Source organism: Nonomuraea sp. NPDC049625, assembly GCF_040675285.1.
In the GTDB taxonomy this organism is placed as follows: Bacteria; Actinomycetota; Actinomycetes; order Streptosporangiales; family Streptosporangiaceae; genus Nonomuraea; species Nonomuraea angiospora_A.
On the sequence record NZ_JBFAOQ010000002.1, the window covers coordinates 225,086 to 247,358 of the forward strand.

The following is a 22,273-nucleotide window of genomic DNA, read 5'->3' on the forward strand; positions in this document are numbered from 1 at the left end:
GGGGGGAATGTCAGTAGTTGCGCCGGACGTGGATGGCCCAGCCGCCCTCAGGCAGCTCGTACGAGCCGACGTGCCGGTGTGACTTGAGCCTGCACCACGCCGGCACGTCCGTGTAGGCCGCCGGATCGTCGGCCAGCACGGCCACCACCGCGTTGAGCGGGACGTAGTTGATCTGCTCCGCCAGCATGATGATCGGGATCGGGCACTTCTTCCCGAGCGCGTCGATCGTCAAAGCCGGCTGGGTAACCTCGGTCATGCGACTCCTGCGTCCTGCCGGATGCGGCGCACCAGATCGGGCAGCACGGCGAGGAATCTGTCGACCTCCGCCGCGGAGGCGCCCCTGGGCAGCGACACCCGGACATTGCCATGCGTCAGCACGCCCATCGCTTCAAGAACGTGCGATGGACGAAGCGTACTAGCGGTGCACGAGCTTCCTGACGAAACAGCGAAACCAGCCTTGTCCAGCTCGGTCAGCAAGGCCTCGCCGTCGACGTACAGACACGAAAAGGTCACGATGTGCGGCGCCCGGTCGACCGGGTCGCCGATCACCTCGACGTCCGGGACGATCTTCGGCACCGTCTCCCTGATCCTGGCCACGAGCTCCGACAGCCGCGCCTGCTCCTGCGCCGCGTCCGCGGCCATCGCGCGCAGCGCGGCCGCCGCCGCGACGATGCCGGGCACGTTCTCGAACCCCGGCACCCGCCGCCGCTCCCGCTCGTCCTCGGGCAGGAACGAGCGGAACCGCGTGCCCTTGCGCACCACCAGCACGCCCACGCCCGCGGGCCCGCCCCACTTGTGGGCGCTGGCCGTCAGCACCGACCAGCCGGGCGGGATCGGCATCCTGCCGGCCGTCTGCGCCGCGTCCACCAGCAGCGGAACCCCGTGGGACCGGCACGCCGCGGCCGCCTCCGCCACCGGCTGCACCGTGCCGACCTCGTGGTTGGCCGTCTGCAGGCAGGCCAGCGCGGTGCCGGGCCGGGCGACCGCCTCGGTGAACCGCTCGAGATCCACCCGCCCCGCCAGGTCCACGCCCACCGTCTCGGTCGTGCCGCCGTCGCGTTCGTGCACGCCACCGGCGTGCAGCACGCTGGAGTGCTCGACCGCGCTGGTGATCAGGTGGCGCCCGGCCCTGCGTCTGCCGTGTAGGGTGCCGAGCACGCCGAGATGCACGGCCTGCGTGCCCGACGATGTGAACGACACCTCGTCCGGGCGCGCGCCGAGCGCCTCGGCCACCTCCGTGCGGGCCTGCTCCAGCAGCAGGTGTGCGCGGCGGGCCTGGCCGTACAGTCTCGCGGGGTCGGCCCAGCCGACGTCGATCGCCGCCAGCAGCGCCTCGCGTGCCTGAGGGTGGAGCGGCTCGCTCGAAGCCGCGTCGAAATACGCCACGAGACTCATCGTCCCACTTGCGGCGCCATCGAGGGGTCGCGCGGTAGGGCGAAGCACCTGCACGCTAATGTGTCTGCAATCAGCTGTGCATCTGGAAATAAGAGCGCCCAAGAGAAAGACTCTTGGGCTTCATCTGTGGGGTAGGCGATCCGTGAGTCCGACTCGCCGTACGATGCGGCGTTCGTTGGCCCGGCGCAGGGTGCCGCGTGCCGCCGCTTTGGCGTTGCTGCTGGCCACTGCTACGGCGTGTGCTAATGACGTTCCGAAGGCCGACTGGTCTCGTGGTCTTCTTCCCGACCATGTCACCGAGCAGGCGGGCGTGGTCCAGAGCCTGTGGAACGGGGCCTGGATCGCCGCACTCGCCACGGGTGCGGTCGTCATCTTTCTGATCGTGTGGGCGGCCATCTTCCACCGCAAGCGCAAGTCCTCGGCCGATCTGCCGCCGCAGGTGCGCTACAACCTGCCGATCGAGATGCTCTACACCTTGATCCCGCTCGTCATGGTGTCGGTGTTCTTCTTCTTCACCGCGCGTGACAGCCAGGTGCTGGCCAAGGTGGACGGCGACGCGACCGTGAAGGTCAAGGTCGAGGCCTTCCAGTGGAGCTGGCGCTTCACCACGACGGTCAACGGCAAGACGATGGCCCCCGTCCCCGGCACGCCGGTGAGCGACTATCACCAGGGGCCCCAGCTGGTGCTGCCGACGAACACGAAGGTCGAGTTCGACCTGTCGACCGACGACGTCATCCACTCGTTCTGGGTGCCGGAGTTCCTGTTCAAGCGGGACGTCATCCCCGGCATCAAGGAAGGCAACCCGGGCCGTAAGTTCGAGATCACCACTCTGGCCCGTACGGGGATCTTCGCGGGCCGGTGCGCCGAGCTCTGCGGTGTCGACCACAGCCGCATGCTGTTCAACGTGAAGCTCGTCGATTCGAACGAGTGGAACCAGTACATCGCTACGAACCAGGCTGGGAGTGCCCAGTGACCGCCATCCACGAACCCCTTCGCGCGCCGGCCAGGCCCGTCACCAAGGGCCAGGTGATCGCCAAGTGGCTGTCCTCCACTGATCACAAGATCATCGGGCACCTCTATCTGATCACGTCCTTCGCCTTCTTCCTGATCGGCGGCGTCATGGCGCTGATCATGCGGGCCGAGCTGGCGCAGCCGGGCATGCAGTTCACCAGCAACGAGCAGTTCAACCAGCTGTTCACCATGCACGGCACGATCATGCTGCTGATGTTCGCGACGCCGCTGTTCGCCGGCTTCGCCAACGAGCTGATGCCGCTGCAGATCGGCGCCCCCGACGTGGCGTTCCCGCGCCTCAACATGGTCAGCTACTGGCTCTACCTGTTCGGCAGCCTCATCGCCGTGTCCGGCTTCTTCACGCCGGGCGGCGCGGCCTCGTTCGGCTGGTTCGCCTACACGCCGCTGTCCAACGCGATCAACTCGCCCGGCATCGGCAGCGACCTGTGGATCATGGGCCTGGCCCTGTCCGGCCTCGGCACGATCCTCGGCTCGGTGAACTTCATCACCACGATCATCTGCATGCGCGCGCCCGGCATGACCATGTTCCGCATGCCGATCTTCGTCTGGAACGTCCTGCTGACCAGCATGCTCGTGCTGATGGCCTTCCCGGTGCTGGCCGCCGCGCTGCTCGTGCTGGAGTCGGACCGCAAGCTCGGCACGCACGTCTTCGCCCCCGACAACGGAGGCGCGCTGCTCTGGCAGCACCTGTTCTGGTTCTTCGGACACCCTGAGGTGTACATCATCGCGCTGCCGTTCTTCGGCATCGTGAGCGAGATCCTGCCGGTCTTCAGCCGCAAGCCGGTCTTCGGTTACATCAGCCTCGTGGTCGCGACGATCTCGATCGCCGGTCTGTCCATCACGGTCTGGGCGCACCACATGTTCCCGACCGGGCAGGTGTTGCTGCCGTTCTTCTCGTTCATGACGTTCCTCATCGCTGTTCCGACAGGTGTGAAGTTCTTCAACTGGGTCGGAACGATGTGGCGAGGGCATCTGTCCTTCGAGTCGCCGATGCTGTTCTCGGTCGGCTTCCTCGTCACGTTCCTCCTGGGCGGCCTGACGGGCGTCATCCTGGCCTCGCCGCCGCTCGACTTCCACATCAGCGACACCTACTTCGTCGTCGCCCACTTCCACTACGTGGTCTTCGGCACCGTCGTGTTCGCCATGTTCGCGGGCTTCTACTTCTGGTGGCCCAAGTTCACCGGCAAGATGCTCGACGACAAGCTGGGCAAGCTGCACTTCTGGCTGCTGTTCATCGGCTTCCACACGACGTTCCTCATCCAGCACTGGCTGGGCATGCTCGGCTTCCCGCGTCGTTACGCCGACTACAGCCCGGCCGACGGCTTCACCGACCTCAACATGATCTCGTCGGTGGGCGCGTTCGTGCTGGGCGCCTCGACGCTGCCGTTCTTCTACAACGTCTGGAAGACCTGGCGCAGCGCGCCGAAGGTCACCGTCGACGACCCCTGGGGCTACGGCGGCTCGCTCGAATGGGCGACCTCCTGCCCGCCGCCGCGGCACAACTTCACCTCGCTGCCGCGCATCCGGTCCGAGCGTCCCGCGTTCGACCTGCACTACCCGCACGTGTCCGCCAAGCCGACGGCATCGGAGGTCGAGGCCTGATGAAGGTCCAGGGTTGGCTGTTCCTCGCGTGCGGCCTGTTCTTCGCCGGTGTCGACGTCGCCTACTGGTTCTGGACCAAGGCGGCGACGGGCCACGGTGAGCCGGTCGGCACCACGGCCATGGCGATCTCGGTCGGGTTCGCGTTCATGGTCGGCTACTACCTGATGTTCACCGCGCGGCGCATCGGCGCCCAGCCGGAGGACGACAAGCAGGCCGAGATCAGCGACGGCGCGGGCGAGATCGGGTTCTTCAGCCCGAGCAGCTGGTGGCCGCTGTTCCTGTGCCTGGCGGCGGCCTTCGCCTTCGCCGGGTTCGTGATCGGCTTCTGGATGTTCCTGATCGGGATCTTCCTGGTCATCATGGCCATGATCGGCTTCGTCTTCCAGTACTACCGGGGCAACTTCTCGCACTGACCCGGACTGCCTGAACGGGCGTCTCCCTTGAGGGGGGACGCCCGTTTTTTTGTGTTCTTTAACGGTGATCCGATGTGGTTATTCGATCACTGAGGGTAGTAATGAGAAGTCTGCTATGCGGACCGCCGCTAAGGGCCTTTTCGGGCACAACAGGGTGGTGAGCAGGTCAAGGGGTTCGTTGTCGGACGAGGGAGTCATACGTGGGGCGCGTAGCGAATGGATCGGCCGGCCTGCTGGCGCTGGCGCTGCTGGCGGCGTGCTCGGGGGCCTCGGCCCCGAAGCCTGAGGGGGTCGCCATGGCCGGCGGGGCCCAGGGGCCCGCTGTGACGTTCTCTCCGCAGGACAAGGCCGCGAACGTGGCCACAGACCAGCCCGTGGTCGTCTCGGCCCGTGGCGGCACGCTCAAGAGCGTACGGGTGGACGGCGGCAAGTCCGGGGCGCTCAAGGGCGTCCTGAGCGCCGACGGCACCAACTGGCGCAGCACCGTCACCGCCCGCCCCGGGGCGCACTACACGATCACCGCCGTCTCCGCGGACGCCGCGGGCAAGCAGACCCAGACCACCAGCACGTTCTCCACGATCAAGGGCAACAAGACGTTCGACATCCAGACCATCACCCCGAACAAGGACGACACCGGGCTGACGGTCGGCGTCGGCATGCCCATCATGATCGCCTTCGACAAGCCGGTCACCGACCGGGTGTCCGTCGAGCGCAACCTCACGGTCCGCAGCTCCAGGCCCGTGGAGGGCGCCTGGCACTGGTTCGACGACAGCCACGTGGACTTCCGGCCGCTGGAGTACTGGCCCGCGCACACGAAGGTGCGGCTGGACGCGAAGCTGGCCGGCGTGCGCGGGGGCCCCGGCCTGTACGGCAAGCGCGACGTACGGCTCGACTTCAAGATCGGCCGCTCGCAGATCACCAAGGGCAGCACCGACGAACACGTGCTCCACGTCCGGCGCGACGGCAAGAAGATCCGCGAGATGCCGATGAGCGCGGGGCAGGGCGGGTCGTGGAAGTTCTACACCACCTCCGGCATCCACCTGGCGATGTCGCGCGAGGACTCCACGCTCATGACCTCACCCGGGATCGGGCCCGGCCAGTCGGGCTACTACTCGCTGATGGTCTACCACACCGTCCGCATCTCCAACAGCGGCGAGTACGTGCACAGCGCGCCCTGGTCGGTGGGGTCGCAGGGGAACTCGAACGTCAGCCACGGCTGCGTGAACATCAGCCCGGAGAACGCGATCTGGTTCGTCAAGAACACGCTGATCGGGGATCCGATCATCATCACGGGGTCGCCGCGGAAGCTGGAGCCCACGAACGGGTGGGGGCATTGGCAGGAGAACTGGAAGGAGTGGCTCAAGTGGAGCGTGCTTAAGGACGGGCCGACCATCACGTTCTGATACCGATTCGCGCCGCCGACCACGGCCTGGACCACCGCCTTCCGACCCGCCGACACCGGCCCCGACCCGCCACACTCGGGGCCGGCCACGGCTCCGGATCGCCACACACGAGGCTGAACGCGCCCCGGGCTCGCCACAGCCCGGGCTCGCCACGCCCTGGGCTCAGCGGCGCTCCGGCTCAGCGCTGCCCCGGATCGGCGGTGCCTCAGCGCGCTCGCAAAGGACCGGGGCCCGGCGGCCTGCGTGACCTGGGCTGAAGCGCACGGGGGAGGGGCGTTCGCCGTTCCGGCCCGCTCTCCGCGCCGCTGTGCGCGCCTCAGCGCCGCGACGCCGTCCAAGTGGTGCATCGGCCAGGGGATGGGAGGGCCAGGCCGTCTGCGTGGCGCTGAGGGACGGGACGGGGGCCGCCGTCCGCGGGGGAGAGCTTGGCGAGGGTGAAGCTACCGGCCGGCCGCTGCTCCGATCCGCTCCCCGCGCCGTCGTACGGACCCCGGCACTGCGGCGGCGTGCGCGCCTCAGCGACGAGCGGACGGAGGGCGTACTGCCGGACGGGGGCGTACTTCCAGAAGGAGGCGCGCCCCTCAGCTGGGGCGCGCCTCGAAAGGGGCGGTCAGGCGCCGTTGACGGTGGCGCTGACCTCGATCCAGCGGTCGAGGGTGGCGGCGGCCGCGCCGGAGTCGACGGCCTGGACCGCGCGGGCGTAGCCGTCGGTCATGGCGGCGTCGAGGTCGTCGCCCGGCCCGTTGAGGGCCACCAGGGCCGCGGCCGCGTTGAGCAGGACGGCGTCGCGCACCGGCCCCGTCTTCCCCTGCAGCAGGTCGTGCACGGCCTGGGCGTTGAAGGCCACGTCCCCGCCCCGCAGCGCGCCCACGTCGGCGCGCGGAATGCCGAGCACGGACGGGTCGAAGGTCGTCTGCGTGGCCGTGCCGTCCTTGACCACCCAGACGGTCGAGGTGCCCGCGATGGTCAGCTCGTCGAGCCCGTCGTCGCCGCGGAACACCAGCGCGCTGACGCCGCGCTCGGCGAAGACGCCCGCCAGCACGGGCAGCATCTTGGCGTCGAAGACGCCGATGGCCTGGGCGGCCGGGCGGGCCGGGTTGGTGAGCGGGCCGAGGAAGTTGAAGATCGTGGGTACGCCGATCTCCTTGCGCGTCGGCCCGGCGAAGCGCAGCGCGGGGTGGTAGACCGGGGCGAAGCAGAAGGCGATGCCCGCCTGCTCGGCCACCCGCGCCGTCTGCTCCGGCGTGAGATCGAGCCGGATGCCCAGGTGCTCCAGGACGTCGGCGGCGCCGCACGAGGACGAGGCGGCGCGGTTGCCGTGCTTGACCACCCGGGCGCCCGCGGCGGCGGCCACGATGGCGGCCATCGTCGAGACGTTGACCGTGTGCGCGCGGTCGCCTCCCGTGCCGACCACGTCGACCACGGGCCCCTCCACGCTCAGCGGCGTGGCCAGATCCAGCATGGTGCGGGCCAGGCCCACGACCTCGGCCACCGTCTCGCCCTTGGCGCGCAACGCCACCACGAAGCCGGCGATCTGGGACGGCGTCGCGGCGCCGGACATGATCTCCCGCATCGCCCAGGCCGACTCGTCGGAGGTGAGGTGCTCTCCGGACAGGAGAGCGGACAGCAGGGTGGGCCAGGTCGTCCGGGAGTCCATGGGCACCTACTTAGCGTTGAGTCGGGTCGAGGAGCGGCGGCGCATGAGGTCGGCCACGGTGTCGGCCAGGACCATGGGCTCCAGCGGCTGCGGCACCACGGCGTCGGCCTTGGACCAGTCGGCCAGCCAGCGGTCGTCGCGCCTGGCGATGATCAGGCAGACGGGCGGGCAGTCGTAGACCTCGTCCTTGGCCTGGCGGGAGACGCCCATGCCGCCCGCGGGCTGCGTCTCGCCGTCGAGGACGGCCACGTCGATCTCGCCCGAGCCCAGCCACTGGTGGACCTTGGGCTCGGTGGCGCATTCCACGATCTCCACGAGGGGTACGTCGGCGGCGGGGCGCCTGCCGATGGCCTGGATCACCTCGGCCCTGGTGGCGGCGTCGTCGCTGTAGACGAGGACCCTCATCGTGTCGTCGGTGCTCCCAGTGGAGGTCACTGTCGCGCTCGCTATCCCTTGTAGCAGTATGGTCACCTCGGATCGTACCGGTGCGCCGGTGTGCATTCCCAGGCCACCATGCCTGACAGGGGGTTTTGAGGCGATTCTCCCAGGTTGCCTCCCGGTTTGTACCTGCTAACCGGGGGGTCGTGCGCGGGACCGACCACCGAAGCCGCAATAATGCTGCCCGTGGCGACAGCATCCGCAATAACTTCGACGACGACAGCACAGTCGTACCGCAGACCCAATCTGGTCAGTGTCGGGACGATCGTCTGGCTGTCCTCTGAGCTCATGTTCTTCGCGGCGCTGTTCGCGATGTACTTCACCATCCGGTCGGTGAGCGTGGGCAACGGCTTCGATTGGGGCCCCGCCTTCCACAAGGTCGGCCTGGAGGCCGCCGAGGGCGCTCACCTGAACATCCCGTTCGCGACGGCCAACACGATCATCCTGGTTCTGTCGAGTGTGACGTGCCAGCTGGGCGTGTGGGCCGCGGAGAAGGGGCAGGTCGGCAAGCTCCGCTTCTGGTACATCGTCAGCTTCCTCATGGGCGCGGTCTTCGTGGCCGGGCAGCTGTACGAGTACGGCGAGCTGGCATCAGAGGGCGCGACCTTGTCCGCCAACCCCTACACCTCGGTGTTCTACCTGACGACGGGCTTCCACGGCCTGCACGTGACCGGTGGCCTATTCGCGTTCCTGTTCATGCTGGGACGCACGTACGCCGCGAAGCGCTTCACGCATGAGCAGGCCACCAGCGCGATCGTCGTGTCCTACTACTGGCACTTCGTAGACGTCGTCTGGATTGGTCTTTTCGCGACCATCTACATCATTCGTTAAGGAACGGGATCTCTGTGACTAGGATCACCGCTTGGCGGCGGCATCCCCTCGCGAGATATGCCGTCCTGATTTTGGCGTTGGCGCTGGTCGGGATGGTATACGCCGCCTTTGTCCAGGCGGGTAAGCCTGCCGACGCGGCACTGGCGGCAGGCAAGGTCGATGACGTGGCCGAGGGCAGGAGCTTGTTCGTCAAGCACTGCTCCAGCTGCCACGGCATGAACGCGGAGGGCACCAAGACGGCGCCCACGCTCGTCGGCGTCGGCGCCGCGGCGGTCGACTTCCAGATGGGCACCGGCCGCATGCCCGCCGCCAACCCGGGTCCGCAGGCGCCGCGCAAGCCGATGGCGCCCTGGGTCGACGAGACCAAGATCAGGCAGATCGGCGCCTACGTGCAGTCGCTCGGCGGCGGCCCGCAGGTCCCGGGCCAGGAGCAGGTCGACGCCAAGCTCGGCGACGCCGGCAAGGGCGGCGAGCTGTTCCGCGCCAACTGCATCCAGTGTCACAACTGGGTCGGCGCCGGTGGCGCCCTGACGCAGGGCAAGTACGCCCCCAACCTCAACTCGGCGACCCCCACCCAGATCTACGAGGCGATGGTCACCGGCCCGCAGGCGATGCCGGTCTTCAATGACTCGACCATCACGCCCGAAGAGAAGCGCAGCATGATCGCCTACATCACGCAGGTCCGCGCGCAGAAGGACCCGGGAGGTTTCGGCCTCGGGCGCATTGGCCCGGTGACCGAAGGTCTCGTAGCGTGGATCGCAGGCCTCAGTGTCCTCGCACTCGCCGCCATCTGGATCACCGCGAAGAAGCGACAGAAGTCATGACAGACAACGAGCACGAGATCGAGCAGCCCGATGAGCGCGTACCCAAGCGCGTCATCGGCACCCCCGCGCCGGGCACCTCGATGCTCGGCACCGCGGAGGCCACGGACGTCGAGAAGGACGTCCCCGGCGTCACGCTGCCGGACGAGAGCAAGGCCCGCAAGGCCGAGAAGATCGTGGCGCTCTGCTTCACGATCACGTTCCTGGCCGCGATCGCGTTCATCATCTCCTACGTGGTCTTCCAGGTCGGCAGCCCCGAGGCGACCGGAGTGTCCAACTTCGCGCTGGGCACCTCGCTGACCGTGGCGATCCTGGGGCTGGCGATCGGCATCGTGATCTGGGTACGCATGATCATGCCGAAGTACTCCCTGGTCCAGGAGCGCCACCCGATGGCCTCCGCCGAGGAGGACCGCGAGGTGGTCGCCGACACGTTCGTGCAGGGCGCCAACGAGAGCGGCTTCGTCAAGCGCAAGCTGATGCGCCGCACGCTGCTGCTGGCCGCCGCGCCCCTCGGCCTCGTGCCGGTGGTGCTGCTGCGCGACCTCGACAACAGCAAGATGCCGGGCGCGAAGTTCAACAAGCTGCTGCGCCACACGGTCTGGGGTGAGAAGACCAAGGAGGGCAAGCCGCTCAGGCTCGTCGTCGAGGGCACCGGCCAGCCCATCCGGGCCGCCGACTTCAACTCGCCCGGCGGCATCCTGTCGGTGGTCCCCGAGGGCTACCAGCACGACCTCAACGCCCTCGCCAAGGCCACGCTGATCCTGATCAAGTTCCGCCCGGAGGAGCTCAAGAGCGGCGTCCGGCAGAACTGGACGCACGACGGGATCGTGGCGTACTCCAAGATCTGCACGCACGTGGGCTGCCCCGCGGCCCTGTACGAGCAGAACACCCACCACATCCTCTGCCCCTGCCACCAGTCGACGTTCGACGCGGCCGACGGCGCGAAGGTCATCTTCGGTCCGGCCGCCAGGCCGCTGCCGCAGCTGCCGATCACGGTCGACGCCGAGGGCTACCTGATCGCCCAGGGCGACTTCCAGGTGCCGGTCGGCCCGAGCTACTGGGAACGCGGTGACGCCGAGCGCGCGGCCAGGGAGAAGGGAGGCCAGGCATGAGCGATCTGACCGCCGTGCCCAAGGCCATCGCCGGGCCGTCGACATTCCTCGACGACCGCCTGGGCGGGGCCAATTTCCTCAAGCGCAACCTGCGCAAGATCTTCCCGGACCACTGGTCGTTCCTGCTGGGTGAGATCGCGCTCTACTCGTTCGTCATCCTGCTGCTGACCGGTACGTTCCTGACGTTCTGGTTCAAGCCCAGCATGATGGAGGTCGCCTACGACGGCTCGTACGCGCCGCTCAAGGGCGTCATGATGTCGGAGGCCTACGCGTCGTCGCTGGAGATCAGCTTCGACGTCCGGGGTGGTCTGCTCATCCGGCAGATGCACCACTGGGCGGCCCTGATGTTCGTGGCCGGCATGATGGTCCACATGCTGCGGGTGTTCTTCACGGGCGCCTACCGCAAGCCGCGCGAGCTCAACTGGATCATCGGCGTGCTGCTGCTGACGCTGGCGCTCGCCGAGGGTCTGACCGGCTACTCGCTCCCCGACGACCTGCTCTCCGGCGCCGGTCTGCGGATCACCGAGGGTGTGGCGATCTCGCTGCCGCTGGTCGGCACGTACATCACGTTCTTCCTGTTCGGCGGGGAATATCCGGGTGAGGATGTCGTCGCCCGGTTCTACTCGCTGCACATCCTGCTCATCCCGGGCATCCTGCTGGCGCTCATCTCGGCTCACATGGTGCTCATGTGGGTGCAGAAGCACACGCAGATGCCGGGCAAGGGGCGCAACAACCACAACGTGGTCGGCGCGCCGTTCTACCCGGCCTTCATGGCGAAGGCGGGGGCGTACTTCCTGTTCACGCTGGCCACGGTGGCGGGTCTGGCGACGTTCACCCAGATCAACCCGATCTGGCTGTTCGGCCCCTACACGCCCGCCGACGTGTCAGCGGGTTCGCAGCCCGACTTCTACATGGGCTTCCTCGAAGGCGCGCTGCGCATCATGGTGCCGTGGGAGATCAACCTCTTCGGCACCTCCCATGCCGGCACCCTGCCGCTGAGCGTGATCATCCCGGCGCTGGTGCCGATGGGCATCGTCATGACGGGCCTGGCGCTCTACCCGTTCCTCGAACGCTGGGTGACGGGCGACCACCGCGAGCACCACATCGCGGACCGGCCGCGCAACAACCCGCACCGCACCTCGATCGGCATGTCGGCCATCACGTTCTACGGCGTGCTCTGGCTGCTGGGCGCCAACGACGAGATCTCGGCGAACTTCCACATCAGCCTCAACGTGACGACGTACGCCGGCCGGGTGCTGGTCTTCGTCGCGCCGGCGCTGGCGTACATCATCACCTACCGCATCTGCCTCGGCCTGCAGCGTTCCGACGCCGCGGTCGTGTCGCACGGCGTGGAGTCGGGCGTCATCAAGCGGCTGCCGCACGGTGAGTTCATCGAGGTCCACACGCCGCCGGCGGACGACATCGAGGCCCACATGCGGGGCAAGGAGCCGGTGGCGATGCTGCCGGTGGCCGAGGACACCGCGGGCATCCCGCCGAAGGGCATGCGTGGTCCGCTCGGCAAGCTGCGCGCTCGCATGTCGAAGGCGTACGGCGGGGAGAAGATCCCGCTGGACGAGGGACACGGGCACGAGGAAGAGCACGCCGCCATCGGCTCCGGTGGCGAGGAAGACCGAAGCCTCACGCACTGACATCACCTCTCGCCACATACGGTGCGGGCCCGGACGACACGTTCGTCCGGGCCCGTCGCCGTCTCATCCCGTTCTCGTTGCCGGGGAAGAGGGCGTTGCCGGGCGCCCGGCGAGCGGGCCGTGCCTGGGATGCGCGGGCGTGCCCGGCGGAGGGCTGGGAGCGTCGTCACAGGCGCTCGCACGCGGTGGGGGACCCCGGGCCGGAGGTATGGCCGAGGGGCGGGCTCGCCGGAAGACGGCGCGGTCGGGGCCGGAAGTCGCGCCGGTCACGGGCGCTCGGCCCGAGAGGTCCCAAGGCGGCGCATCGACAGGCAGGCCGCCTCGACCGATGAGGTCAGCCCGTGTGGGGCAGCCGGTGTGGGGCAGCCGGTGTGGGTCGGCCGGTGTGGGTCGGCCGGTGTGGGTCGGCCCGCGTGTGGTAACCCGTGTGGGGTCGGCCCGTGTGTGGCAGCCCGTGTGGGTCAGCCCGTGTGGGTCAGTCGGCCTCGGGGAAGCCGATGGAGAAGGCGGCGTCCAGGTCGTGCTTGGAGTAGGCCCGGAAGGCGATGTGCGTCTCCGTGTGCAGCACCCCGGCCACCTTGTTGATCCGCCCGGGGACCACCTCGGCGATCTCCTCGTACGCCGCCACCCGCACCATCGCCAGCAGGTCGTATTCGCCGGTGATGGAGTAGACCTCGCTGACCCCCTGGATCTCGGCGATCGTCTGGGCGACCTCCGGGATCCGGTCTACCTCTGCATTGATGTGGACGATAGCCGTGACCATGCATCAACTCTATCGTTTCACCTCAAAGGTCGCCCCTCCCGATTACGGGGCTGATCAAGATGGCGGTACGCGAGGTCGATGCGGGCCTTGTGCCGGGCGGCGCCCCAGGCGGGCAGGCTCCACTCGCCCTCCACCTCCACCAGCCGCACCCCGGGAGACTCCAGCCAGCGCAGGATGCACTCGGTCTCCTCGGCGCTGGCCGCGTGGATCGGGCCGGCGCCTGGGATGACCGCCTCGGCGGTGGCCGTGAGGGAGGCGACGAAAGGGGTCGGATGGGCGCCCTTCGGCATGACCCCGGCCGCCGCCAGCCGCCCGTACCGGATGACGTGGATGTCCCAGCCGCCGCCGAACGCCGGGCTGGCGGCCACCAGCTGCGGGATGCGCGTGATGGCGCTCAGGCGCTGCATGCGGGCCGCCGTACGGACGAAGGACGCCAGCCGGTCGCGATCGACCGACGCCTCCTCGTAGCGCTGCTCCACCGACAGCCGCTCCATGCGCGCCGACACGGCGCTGAACACGAGCGAGGCGTCGAGCGTCATGGCCCGGCGCGCGCTCTCCGCGTGGAGCGCGTATTCCTCCTGGCTCTCCTTGCCCTCGCAGGGCGCGCCGCAGCGGCCCATCTCGTGGAGCACGCAGGCCGCCCGCCGGGTGCGCAGCGTGACGGGCTGGGTGCACTGGCGCAGGGGGACCGCCTCGTGCAGGGCGATGCGGGCCTCGTCGGCCAGCCGGGCACTGCCGAACGGGCCGAGGTAGGTGGCCCCGTCGTCCTTGAGCTCGCGGACGATCGACAGCCGCGGGAACGCCTCGGTGGTGAGCTTGAGCCAGACCACCTTCTCGGGGAAGCGGGAACGGCGGTTGTAGCGCGGCTTGGCGCCGCCGATCAGGCGCAGCTCCCTGACCTCCGCCTCCAGGGCGGTCGCGCAGACGACGTGGCGCACCCGCTCGGCGATGCCGATCATCTCGCGGATGCGCGGGCGGGTCTCGCCCGCGGTGAAGTAGGAGCGTACGCGGTTGCGCAGGTTGGTGCTCTTGCCGATGTAGAGGACCTCGCCGCGCTCGTCCTCGAAGAAGTAGACGCCGGGGGCGTGCGGCACCGACTCGGCCAGGTGGCGCTTGCGCTGCTGCTCCGGCGTGGGGGCGCGGACGAACGACTTGAGCTCCTCGAGCGTGTGCACCTGGAACGAGCCGGCCCGCTCGATCAGCCCGTGCAGCACCTCGACGGTGGCCCTGGCGTCCTGCAGGGCACGGTGGCACGGCTCGGTGGAGCTGCGGAAGAACCTCGCCAGCGTCGCCAGCTTGGCGTTGGGCACCTCGTCGCGGGTCAGCACGCGGCGGGCCAGGTCGACGGTGTCGACGACCGGATTGGCCGGCGGAGGATAGCCGTGGGCGGCGCAGGCGGCCTTGACGAAGCGGGTGTCGAAGCCGGCGTTGTGGGCCACCAGCGTGGCCCCGCGGATGAACTCCAGGAAGCTCGGCAGCACCGCCTCGATCCGCGGCGCGGCCACGACCATCGCGTCGGTGATGCCGGTCAGCACCGAGATGAACGGCGGGATCGGCCCTCCTGGGTCGACCAGCGTCGAGAACTCGCCCAGCACCTCGCCCGCCCGCACCTTGACCGCGCCGATCTCGGTGATGGCGTCGTCGGACGGGGCGCCGCCGGTCGTCTCGAGGTCGAAAACGACGAAAGTGACCTCGCTCAGCGGAGTGCCGAGCTCGTCGAGAGTGCCTTGAACCGCGTCCACGTTCCAAGACCATAGAGAGGAAGACCGACAGGAACGAATAACCACCGCTCTTGATCCTTAGTTACCCTTCCCTGTATGTCCTCGGGAAGACTTGCCGGCCGCTATGCCCTGTTGCGCCCGCTCGGCGCGGGCGGCATGGGGAAGGTGTGGCTGGCCAGGGACGAGATGCTCGACCGCGAGGTGGCGGTCAAGGAGCTCACGCTGGCCGAGGGCATGTCGCCCAAGGAGCGCTCCGACTCGGTGATGCGGGCCGTGCGCGAGGCGCAGGCCACGGCGCGGCTGCGCCATCCCGGCATCGTGGCCCTGCACGACGTGGTCGTCGAGCAGGAGCGGCCCTGGCTCGTCATGGAGCTGCTGCGGGGCCGCACGCTGGGTGAGACGGTCCGCGAGTTCGGACCCATGCCGGCCGATCATGCCGCGCGGGTCGGCGCCGACGTGCTGGAGGCGCTGATCGCGGCACACGCGCTGGGGATGCAGCACCGCGACGTCAAGCCGGGCAACGTGTTCCTGACCGAGAGCGGGCGGGTGGTCCTCACCGACTTCGGCATCGCCCGGCAGGAGGGCCAGGCCACGCTCACCGAGCAGGGGCTGATGATCGGCTCGCCCGGGTTCATCGCGCCCGAGCGGCTGGCCGGCGAGCCGGGCGGGCCCGCCAGCGACGTGTGGTCGCTCGGCGCCACGCTCTACGTCGCGCTGACGGGCGCGCCGGCCTACGGGGGGTCGGCGGCCCAGCGGGTGCGGGCCACGCTGACGGAGCCCGTACCGGCCGCTCCGGGGCCGCTGGGGCCGCTGCTGGCGGCCATGATGGCGCACCAGCCGGCCGCCCGCCCCGACCCCCGGGTGATCGTGTCCGCGCTCCGGCAGGTGGCCGCCGGCGGGCATGCCCCGCACCTGCCCGTCAACCAGGACGTGACCGCGCCGACCAGGGTCAAGCGGCCAGGCAGGGCCGCGATCTGGATCGCCGCGGCGACGGCGCTCGTGCTCGGCGCGGGCGGCGCGACCGCCTTCCTCGTCCTCAGGGACCGGGCGGGCGCGGTGCCGGCCGCGTTCACCGTGCCCATGGACGTGTGCAAGCTGATCAGCCAGGAGGAGGTGGGCGCGCTGCTGCGTACGCAGAGCCCGCCCAAGGCGCAGGCGAGCTCCGACGGCGACGGCCCCAAGTGCGGCTGGACGCTCGCCAACACGGGTGTGGGCCTGCAGGTGCAGAAGGACTCCGACACCGTCGACCCGTGGTCGATGACCCCGGCCACGGCCGGCGCCCTCTTCAAGGGCCAGAAGACCTGGTGGACGAGGACCGGCACGGTCGACTGGACCTGGGACGAGATCGGCGCGAAGACCTCGCAGCGGGCCACGCGCACCCCGGTCCGCGAGATCGCCGGCGTCGGCGAGGAGGCGTTCGGCTTCGAGCTGAAGGGCCCCACGGGCCGCGTGCACACCTCCCAGATCTACTACCGCCTGGCCAACCTGGTGGTCACCGTGCAGTTCACCACCCTCGGGGACAAACCCACCGACGAGGAGATCAAGCAGCGGGCGCTGAAAGCGGCGCAGACGAGCGAGCAGGCGTTGCGCAATGCCGGATGACCTCTATCTGCTGGCCGGCCGCTACCGTCTCATCGAGCGGCTCGGACAGGGCGGCGCGGGCACGGTGTGGCGGGCCATCGACGAGATCCTCGACCGTCAGGTCGCGGCCAAGCAGGTACGCGTGCCGGAGGGGCTCACCCCGCGGGAGCGGGCCGAGTTCGCCGACATGGCGATCCACGAGGCCAGGTCGGCCGGACGGCTGCGCGACCCGGCGATCGTGCTGGTGCACGACGTCGTCCTGGAGGGCGGCCAGCCGTGGATCATCATGGACCTGGTCACCGGCCGCTCGCTGGACAAGGTGATCAAGGATCAGGGGCCGCTGCCGCCCGGGTTCGTGGCCGCGGTCGGGCTGCGCGTGCTGTCGGCGCTGGAGGTCGCCCACGCCCACGGGATGCTCCACCAGGACGTCAAGCCCGCGAACATCCTGCTCGACTTCGACGGCTCCGCCATGCTCACCGACTTCGGCATCGCGACGCCGATGGGCGGTCAGGGCGGCAGGTTCGGCGGCGCGGGCTCGCCCGGCTACATGGCGCCCGAGCGGCTCAACGAGGAGCCCTCCAGCCCGGCGTCCGACCTGTGGTCGCTCGGCGCCAGCCTCTACACCGCGGTGGAGGGGCGCGCGCCGTTCGAGCGGGCGCTGCCCGCGGCGGTGACGGCGGCGGTGCTGCTGCACGAGCCGCCGTTGCCGGTCAGGGCGGGCCGCGACTTCGGCGGCCTGCTCATGGCCATGCTCGCCAAGAACCCGGCGGCCCGCCCCACGGCGGCCCAGGTCCGCCAGGCGCTGAGCGCCCTGGCCGGGCCCGCCCCCGTGCCCCGGCGCCGCCGGTGGCTGGTGCCCGTCGTGCTGGCCGCCGCCGTGGTGCTGGGCGCGGGCGGCTGGTACGCCGCGGGCGCGCTGGGCAAGGGGCCTGAGACCGGGAGGTTCGCCAAGGCGCCCGATCCCTGCAAGCTGCTCACCGACGAGCAGGCCGCCCGGATCATGAAGGCCAAGCCGTCGCGCGAGGCCACCCGGCCGGGCGAGTGCCAGTGGATCCTGCGTGACGGCGGGGAGGACGGCCGCCGCCGCATCGTCGTCCGCGCCTGGGCGGAGCGGCCCGACGGCGATCTCGGCGGCCCCCAGGTGGCGCAGCGCCGCTTCGCCAGCGAGAAGACCGGCCGCACCGGCGCGGAGGGCACGGTGATGCGCGAGGTCCGCGGCTCGGTCTCCGACGTCCCGGGGGTCGGGGAGTCGGCGATCATCCAGAACAGCTTCAAGGCCTACATCAACAGCGACGCGACGGGCTGGTCCGACAGCACGGTGCTCTTCCGCACGAGCAACGTGCTCGGCGAGGTGGTCTGGCACCGCGAGAACGTTCCGGTCAGCGCCCCGGCGGACAAGGAACCCGCCCTCGCCGTCGCCCGCCTGGTCTCGGCCGCCCTGTCGAAGTGAGCCCGTGGGAGCACCGTGCCGTTCGAAGTGGGCGCCGTCGGGGAGGGGCCGCTGCCAGAATGGGCGGGAGTGCTGCAAGTACTTTGCAAGGGGGATGACTAGCATGTTTCCCCGCAAGTCAGGGCAACCCCAGGAGTCCCAGTGAACCCCGGCAGCGAGTGGGAGCCGTCCACCACCCCTTACCAGGTGCCGGGCAGGCGCTTCGAGCCGCCCACCCAGCCGCCCAACCAGCCACCGACCCTGCCACCGACGCTGCCTCCGATGCCACCGCCACCGCCGCCCCGGCGGCCCGCCTGGCTGCTGCCCACGCTGGCCGCCGCCATCGTGGTGCTGGTCGCGATGGGCGGGGTGGGCGCGTACTTCGTGGTCAGCAAGGTCTCGCGCCCCTCCCAGCCGCCCGCGGCGCAGAGCGAGCGGCCGTCGCGGGCCGCCTCCTCGGCGCCCGTCGGCCTGGACGTGTGCGCCATGCTGTCCGCGGAGGAGGCCGACCGGCTCGTGCCCGGCGCGACCGTCACCAAGGACTCCAGGGAAGGCGACTACACGGTCTCCTTCACCTGCAAATGGGAGAACCGGCGCATCTCGTTCGGCGAGTTCTGGCGCAGCAGGGAGATCGACGTCCGGATCGAACAGCACAAGGCCGACGGCGCCAAGACCGGCAGGTCCATGGCGCAGAACTCGTACGAGGTCGACTACGGCGGCGACAGGTACGCCGCGACCGCCAAGCCCTCGCTCAAGCCCGACGAGAAGGAGTACGTCTCCCCGATCAAGGAGATCCAGGGCGTCGGTGACGCCGCGCACGCCCAGTACACCTGGCGCCGCAGCGGCAAGCTGCTGTGGTACTCCTACGGCCAGGCCAACGCCCGGGTCGGCGACATGACGGTCGAGATCAAGTACCAGGCGGGCCAGCAGCGCAAGGACGCGGCGATCCTGACCAGCGAGACCACGCAGTCGATCACCGAGGACAACGCGATCCGCGAGGTGAGCCGGCTGGCCGGCTTCTTCGCCAAGGGCATGGCGGCCTGGCAGGCGCAGCACCCGAACGTGCTGGCCGAGCCGGAGCCGTCGCAGGCCCCCGCCTCGCCGAGCACGAGCACGAGTACGAGTACGAGCGCGAGCCCCGAGCCCTCGCCGACCGTCCTGGCGGCCTTCCCCGGAGAGTGCGGGGCCGTGACCGAGGTGGCCACGCGGCTCGTGCCCGAGCCCACCACCAGGGCGCGCGGCACCGAGGCCGGCTCCGACGCCCAGACCGAGTGCCGCTGGCTCAACCTGGACGTGCCCGGCGCGGGCGAGGGGATCAGGAAGATCCGCAGCGTCCTGATCACCGTGCACCGGTTCACCAACCGGGCGGGCGCCGCCGACGTGGGCGCCGCCGTGAGCTACTACGCCAGCGAGCGGGGCGGCGACAAGCAGTTCGAGGAGTCGTCCATCGGCGGCATCTCCTGGGGCAAGCTCACCGATATCAAGGGGATGGGCGATCAGGCGTACCAGCAGTTCATCCAGAACCGGCACAGCCGCGAGGTCTCCGCGTCCACCGGCACGGTGCTGATGCGCAAGGGCCCGGTGGTCGTCAGGATCGACTTCTCCGGCCACCAGCGGCCCGAGAAGGAGCCTGCCACCTCGCCCAAGGTCGTGTTCATGCCGCAGAAGGAGGCGATGGACGGCGTGGTCACCGTGGCCGAGGCGTTCATGGCCGAGCTGGCGAAGCAGCCCGCGGGCAGCTGAGCAGACCCCGGTCGAGGAGGGGCGTGGCGCCCCTCCTCGGTGACGGCCGCGCGCGGGAAACATCCCCCTGACGGATCATCCTGTCAACGGTTAATGGAGCTGCAACCCGCTTGCAAGCGCGACAAATACCTTTATGTCTTGCAGGACCTGAGCCGCGCGATCACGTTTGTCCAGTACAGGGGCATGGGCAAACCGAGGGGGATCACGCGGCTCATTTCTTTTCCCGGACCAGGAACGGTTCGAGCAGGCCCGGAACCGCGCGCGCCGCCAGCTCCAGGCCGTCGCCGCGGTCCACGTCCACCACGTCGTAGTGGCCCTTGCCCGCGGCGGTGGCGGCGGAGACGGTCAGCAGGCCGCTGCGGCGCTGGAAGTACGACTCGGTGATCGTCCAGCCGGAGACGCCTCTGCGGTCGAGCGCGATCGTCCTGCGTACCACCGCGCCCTGCCTCGTGAGGAGGTGGCGGCGGCCGAGCGCGTGGCCGAGGCTTCTGGCGCTCTCCACGGCCAGCCACATCCCGAACGGCAGCGCCAGCGCGGGGATCGCCCAGACGGCGGCCCGGGACCACTGCCACGGCAGCAGCCAGGACGCCAGGCCGGCGCTCGCGGCCAGCACGGCCACCGTCACCAGCGCCCGCACGATCCGCCGCCGCCCGGCCGCCGCCGGATGCGGCACCAGCGCGCCCATCGCCAGCCCGCCCGCGCCGGTGTCCGGTCCGGCGGCTTCGCCCGCGTCACGCTCGGTCGCCCGGTGCCGGCCCGGGGCCGCGCCGTGGCCGGTGACGCCCGCCGTCGGCCAGGGCGCGTCCATGGGCGTGGCATGCCCGAGCGCATCCGTCCGGGGTATGGCGGGAGCCGGTGGTGCGGCGGGGGAGTTGGCGATCTTGGTGGCGAGGGACCAGGCCATGGCGCGGGGGAGGGGAGGGGTGAGGGCGGCGGCGTCCTCGGTCTCGTGCTCGTCCGCCTTGCCGAGGCCCGTGGCGATGGTCTTGACGCGGGCCCCGCCGCCCAGCCTCAGCAGCAGCGGCTCGCTGATCTCCACGCCGCGCAGCCTGCGCTCCTCCAGGGTCAGGGACCGGGTGGTCAGCAGGCCGCGGTGGAGGCGGAGGCGGCCGGGCTCGCGTTCCAGCCGGTAACGTCCCCACGACTCGGCGAACAGCAGGACGGCGCCCAGGACGCCGACGGCCAGGTTCACCGCGAGGATCAGCGGGACCGCCACCAGCGGCCGCGCCGTCACCCAGTCCCACAGTCCGTCGGCCGCCTCTGTGACGAGCCTCTTGGCCCCGAACGAGTTCAGCGCCTTGTAGAGCGCCCCGAGCACCAGCGCGGCCCCCGTGAACGACCACAGCGACAGCGGCGCGTACCGGATCCACGACCAGCGCAGCTCCGCCAGCGGCCCCTCGCCGGAGGCGGGCCGCTCGTCCTGGCGCAGCAGGGTACGGCGCAGCGACTCCGCCTCGTGCCTGGTCAGCGGGTCGAGCACGAGCTCGGTCCCCTCGGCCGCGTGCTCGCCCGTGCCCACCTTGACCACGGTCAGGCCGAACACCCGCGCCACCGGGTCGGCCCGCAGGTTCACGCTGCGGACCCGGTCGAGCGGGATCGCGCGGTGCCGGCGGAGAGTGATGCCCGAGCGCAGTTCGAGGCGTTCCCGGGTGAGCCGCCAGCGCGTCGTACGGAGCCTGGCCACGTCATACGCCACCACGGCGGAGACGACCAGCATCGCGGCCGCCGCGCAGACCGCCGCGATCCCGCCGATCGGCCAGTCCCGGCTCGTCAGGAAGCGCAGGAGACCGGCCACCACGCCGGCGACGATCGCCAGCGACTTGACCGCCGAGGCCAGGAGGCTCCGCCCCGCCAGCCGCCGCCAGCCCTCGTCAGGAAAGGGGTCGTCGTTCACGTGGCGTCCCCCGGCGTGGCCTGGGTGAGGGCGGTGAGGCGTTCGGCCAGCTCGGCCGCCACCGCGTGGTCCAGCGCCTCGATCTTGATGGCCCCCGCCGAGGAGGCCGTGGTCACCGTGACGTCAGCCAGCCCGAACAATCGCTGCACCGGCCCCCGCGCGGTGTCGACCCGCTGGATCCGCGACATCGGCGCCACCCGCCAGGTGTGGGTCAGCCACCCCTTGCGGGTGTAGACCGCCTGGTCGGTGACCTCCCAGCGCTCCACCCGGTAGGTGGCCCGCGGCGCCAGGACGGCCAGCGCCACGCAGCCCGCCGCGAAGAGCGCCACGCACGCCCCCAGCCAGACCGGCCGCGAGGTGAGGATCCAGTACGCCGCCACCGCGGCGGCGGCCACGGGCACCAACAGGATCAGCCCCTGCACCGTCCACCAGGCGACCGCCCGCGGATCGGCCTGGTTGCGCGGCGGCCGCAGCCCGGCCGGCGTGCCCGCGTTCACCTGCCGCTCTCCGCGTTCTTGCCCGAGTCGACCACGGCCAGCAGCACGAACCCGAGCACGCCGATCACGATGGCCGCGAACACCTCGTAGCCCTCCAGGAACGGCAGCCGGTTGACCACGAGCAGGTCGTGCGCCCACCGCCACCAACCGAACAGGGTGTTCAGCAGGCCGCCCACTCCCTGCACGAGCAGCAGCCAGCCGAGCAGCGTCAGCACCATTTTCATGGTCCCCAGCGTCGTCCACGGGTCACGGGGGCCGCGTCGGCCGTAGGTCTCGCGCGGCAGCTACTTTG

At 70.2% G+C, this 22,273-nt stretch carries 20 protein-coding genes; 11 read left to right on the forward strand and 9 right to left on the reverse strand.

Annotation, left to right across the window (positions count from 1 at the left end; translation table 11 throughout):
• Positions 1-10 precede the first annotated feature (10 nt).
• The gene (locus AB0J87_RS08410; protein ID WP_043638353.1) at positions 11-256 is read right to left on the reverse strand and encodes a sulfurtransferase TusA family protein; all 246 of its coding nucleotides are present in this window, start codon (positions 254-256) and stop codon (positions 11-13) included.
• Entirely contained in the window at positions 253-1,395 is a 1,143-nt protein-coding gene (locus AB0J87_RS08415) for a cysteine desulfurase family protein (protein WP_363963463.1), read from the reverse strand. Before AB0J87_RS08415 ends, AB0J87_RS08410 begins: the two co-directional genes overlap by 4 nt.
• 310 nt (positions 1,396-1,705) lie before the next feature.
• Here AB0J87_RS08415 and AB0J87_RS08420 point away from each other — a divergent pair, with 310 nt between their 5' ends.
• The 4 genes from AB0J87_RS08420 (at position 1,706) to AB0J87_RS08435 (ending at position 5,845) form a co-directional block, all read left to right on the forward strand.
• Positions 1,706-2,368: a cytochrome c oxidase subunit II gene (locus AB0J87_RS08420; RefSeq protein WP_363963465.1), complete on the forward strand. Its 663-nt coding sequence runs from the start codon at positions 1,706-1,708 to the stop codon at positions 2,366-2,368.
• Entirely contained in the window at positions 2,365-4,029 is a 1,665-nt protein-coding gene (gene ctaD / locus AB0J87_RS08425; RefSeq protein WP_350728929.1) for a cytochrome c oxidase subunit I, read from the forward strand. The genes AB0J87_RS08420 and ctaD overlap by 4 nt, the downstream gene beginning before the upstream one ends.
• On the forward strand, positions 4,029-4,442 hold the full coding sequence (locus AB0J87_RS08430; RefSeq protein ID WP_350728931.1) for a cytochrome c oxidase subunit 4: 414 nt from the start codon (positions 4,029-4,031) through the stop codon (positions 4,440-4,442). The genes ctaD and AB0J87_RS08430 overlap by 1 nt, the downstream gene beginning before the upstream one ends.
• Positions 4,443-4,642: 200 nt before the next feature.
• Positions 4,643-5,845, forward strand: a complete 1,203-nt coding sequence (locus AB0J87_RS08435) for an Ig-like domain-containing protein (protein WP_363963467.1) — start codon at positions 4,643-4,645, stop codon at positions 5,843-5,845.
• Positions 5,846-6,455: 610 nt separating this feature from the next.
• On the opposite strand, the gene trpD is transcribed toward AB0J87_RS08435, so the two are convergent.
• Positions 6,456-7,502: an anthranilate phosphoribosyltransferase gene (gene trpD, locus AB0J87_RS08440; RefSeq protein ID WP_363963469.1), complete on the reverse strand. Its 1,047-nt coding sequence runs from the start codon at positions 7,500-7,502 to the stop codon at positions 6,456-6,458.
• Positions 7,503-7,508: 6 nt separating this feature from the next.
• Complete coding sequence (locus AB0J87_RS08445; RefSeq protein ID WP_355192687.1) at positions 7,509-7,907, reverse strand: hypothetical protein; 399 nt, start codon at positions 7,905-7,907, stop codon at positions 7,509-7,511.
• A 210-nt stretch (positions 7,908-8,117) separates the two neighbouring features.
• On the opposite strand from AB0J87_RS08445, the gene AB0J87_RS08450 reads away from it, so the two are divergent.
• Genes AB0J87_RS08450 through AB0J87_RS08465 form a run of 4 tightly spaced genes read left to right on the forward strand, consistent with a single transcriptional unit; the run spans position 8,118 to position 12,353 of the window.
• Positions 8,118-8,771 (forward strand): heme-copper oxidase subunit III, encoded by a 654-nt coding sequence (locus AB0J87_RS08450; protein WP_350728934.1) that lies wholly within the window; start codon positions 8,118-8,120, stop codon positions 8,769-8,771.
• Positions 8,772-8,785: 14 nt separating this feature from the next.
• Entirely contained in the window at positions 8,786-9,595 is an 810-nt protein-coding gene (locus AB0J87_RS08455; RefSeq protein ID WP_350728936.1) for a c-type cytochrome, read from the forward strand.
• Positions 9,592-10,704, forward strand: coding sequence for a Rieske 2Fe-2S domain-containing protein (locus AB0J87_RS08460; RefSeq protein ID WP_363963472.1), 1,113 nt, complete (start codon positions 9,592-9,594; stop codon positions 10,702-10,704). Before AB0J87_RS08455 ends, AB0J87_RS08460 begins: the two co-directional genes overlap by 4 nt.
• Positions 10,701-12,353 (forward strand): ubiquinol-cytochrome c reductase cytochrome b subunit, encoded by a 1,653-nt coding sequence (locus AB0J87_RS08465; protein WP_363963474.1) that lies wholly within the window; start codon positions 10,701-10,703, stop codon positions 12,351-12,353. Before AB0J87_RS08460 ends, AB0J87_RS08465 begins: the two co-directional genes overlap by 4 nt.
• 475 nt (positions 12,354-12,828) lie before the next feature.
• Here the strand turns inward: AB0J87_RS08465 and AB0J87_RS08470 are convergent, their stop codons facing one another.
• Together AB0J87_RS08470 and AB0J87_RS08475 are read right to left on the reverse strand one after the other, a co-directional pair.
• Positions 12,829-13,116 (reverse strand): Lrp/AsnC ligand binding domain-containing protein, encoded by a 288-nt coding sequence (locus AB0J87_RS08470; protein ID WP_080041188.1) that lies wholly within the window; start codon positions 13,114-13,116, stop codon positions 12,829-12,831.
• A 17-nt stretch (positions 13,117-13,133) separates the two neighbouring features.
• Positions 13,134-14,858, reverse strand: coding sequence for a DEDD exonuclease domain-containing protein (locus tag AB0J87_RS08475; RefSeq protein ID WP_363963476.1), 1,725 nt, complete (start codon positions 14,856-14,858; stop codon positions 13,134-13,136).
• Positions 14,859-14,933: 75 nt separating this feature from the next.
• Here AB0J87_RS08475 and AB0J87_RS08480 point away from each other — a divergent pair, with 75 nt between their 5' ends.
• The 3 genes from AB0J87_RS08480 (at position 14,934) to AB0J87_RS08490 (ending at position 19,590) form a co-directional block, all read left to right on the forward strand.
• The gene (locus tag AB0J87_RS08480) at positions 14,934-16,439 is read left to right on the forward strand and encodes a serine/threonine-protein kinase (RefSeq protein WP_363963478.1); all 1,506 of its coding nucleotides are present in this window, start codon (positions 14,934-14,936) and stop codon (positions 16,437-16,439) included.
• Complete coding sequence (locus AB0J87_RS08485) at positions 16,429-17,868, forward strand: serine/threonine-protein kinase (RefSeq protein ID WP_363963480.1); 1,440 nt, start codon at positions 16,429-16,431, stop codon at positions 17,866-17,868. The genes AB0J87_RS08480 and AB0J87_RS08485 overlap by 11 nt, the downstream gene beginning before the upstream one ends.
• A gap of 141 nt (positions 17,869-18,009) precedes the next feature.
• Positions 18,010-19,590: a hypothetical protein gene (locus AB0J87_RS08490; RefSeq protein WP_363963482.1), complete on the forward strand. Its 1,581-nt coding sequence runs from the start codon at positions 18,010-18,012 to the stop codon at positions 19,588-19,590.
• Positions 19,591-19,801: 211 nt separating this feature from the next.
• Here AB0J87_RS08490 and AB0J87_RS08495 read toward each other — a convergent pair whose 3' ends face one another.
• From AB0J87_RS08495 to AB0J87_RS08505, 3 genes are read right to left on the reverse strand one after another with little or no spacing between them, the layout of a single operon-like run.
• Entirely contained in the window at positions 19,802-21,484 is a 1,683-nt protein-coding gene (locus AB0J87_RS08495) for a PH domain-containing protein (protein ID WP_363963484.1), read from the reverse strand.
• Entirely contained in the window at positions 21,481-21,981 is a 501-nt protein-coding gene (locus AB0J87_RS08500) for a PH domain-containing protein (RefSeq protein ID WP_350728948.1), read from the reverse strand. Before AB0J87_RS08500 ends, AB0J87_RS08495 begins: the two co-directional genes overlap by 4 nt.
• Complete coding sequence (locus tag AB0J87_RS08505) at positions 21,978-22,205, reverse strand: hypothetical protein (RefSeq protein ID WP_363963486.1); 228 nt, start codon at positions 22,203-22,205, stop codon at positions 21,978-21,980. The genes AB0J87_RS08500 and AB0J87_RS08505 overlap by 4 nt, the downstream gene beginning before the upstream one ends.
• Positions 22,206-22,273 lie beyond the last annotated feature (68 nt).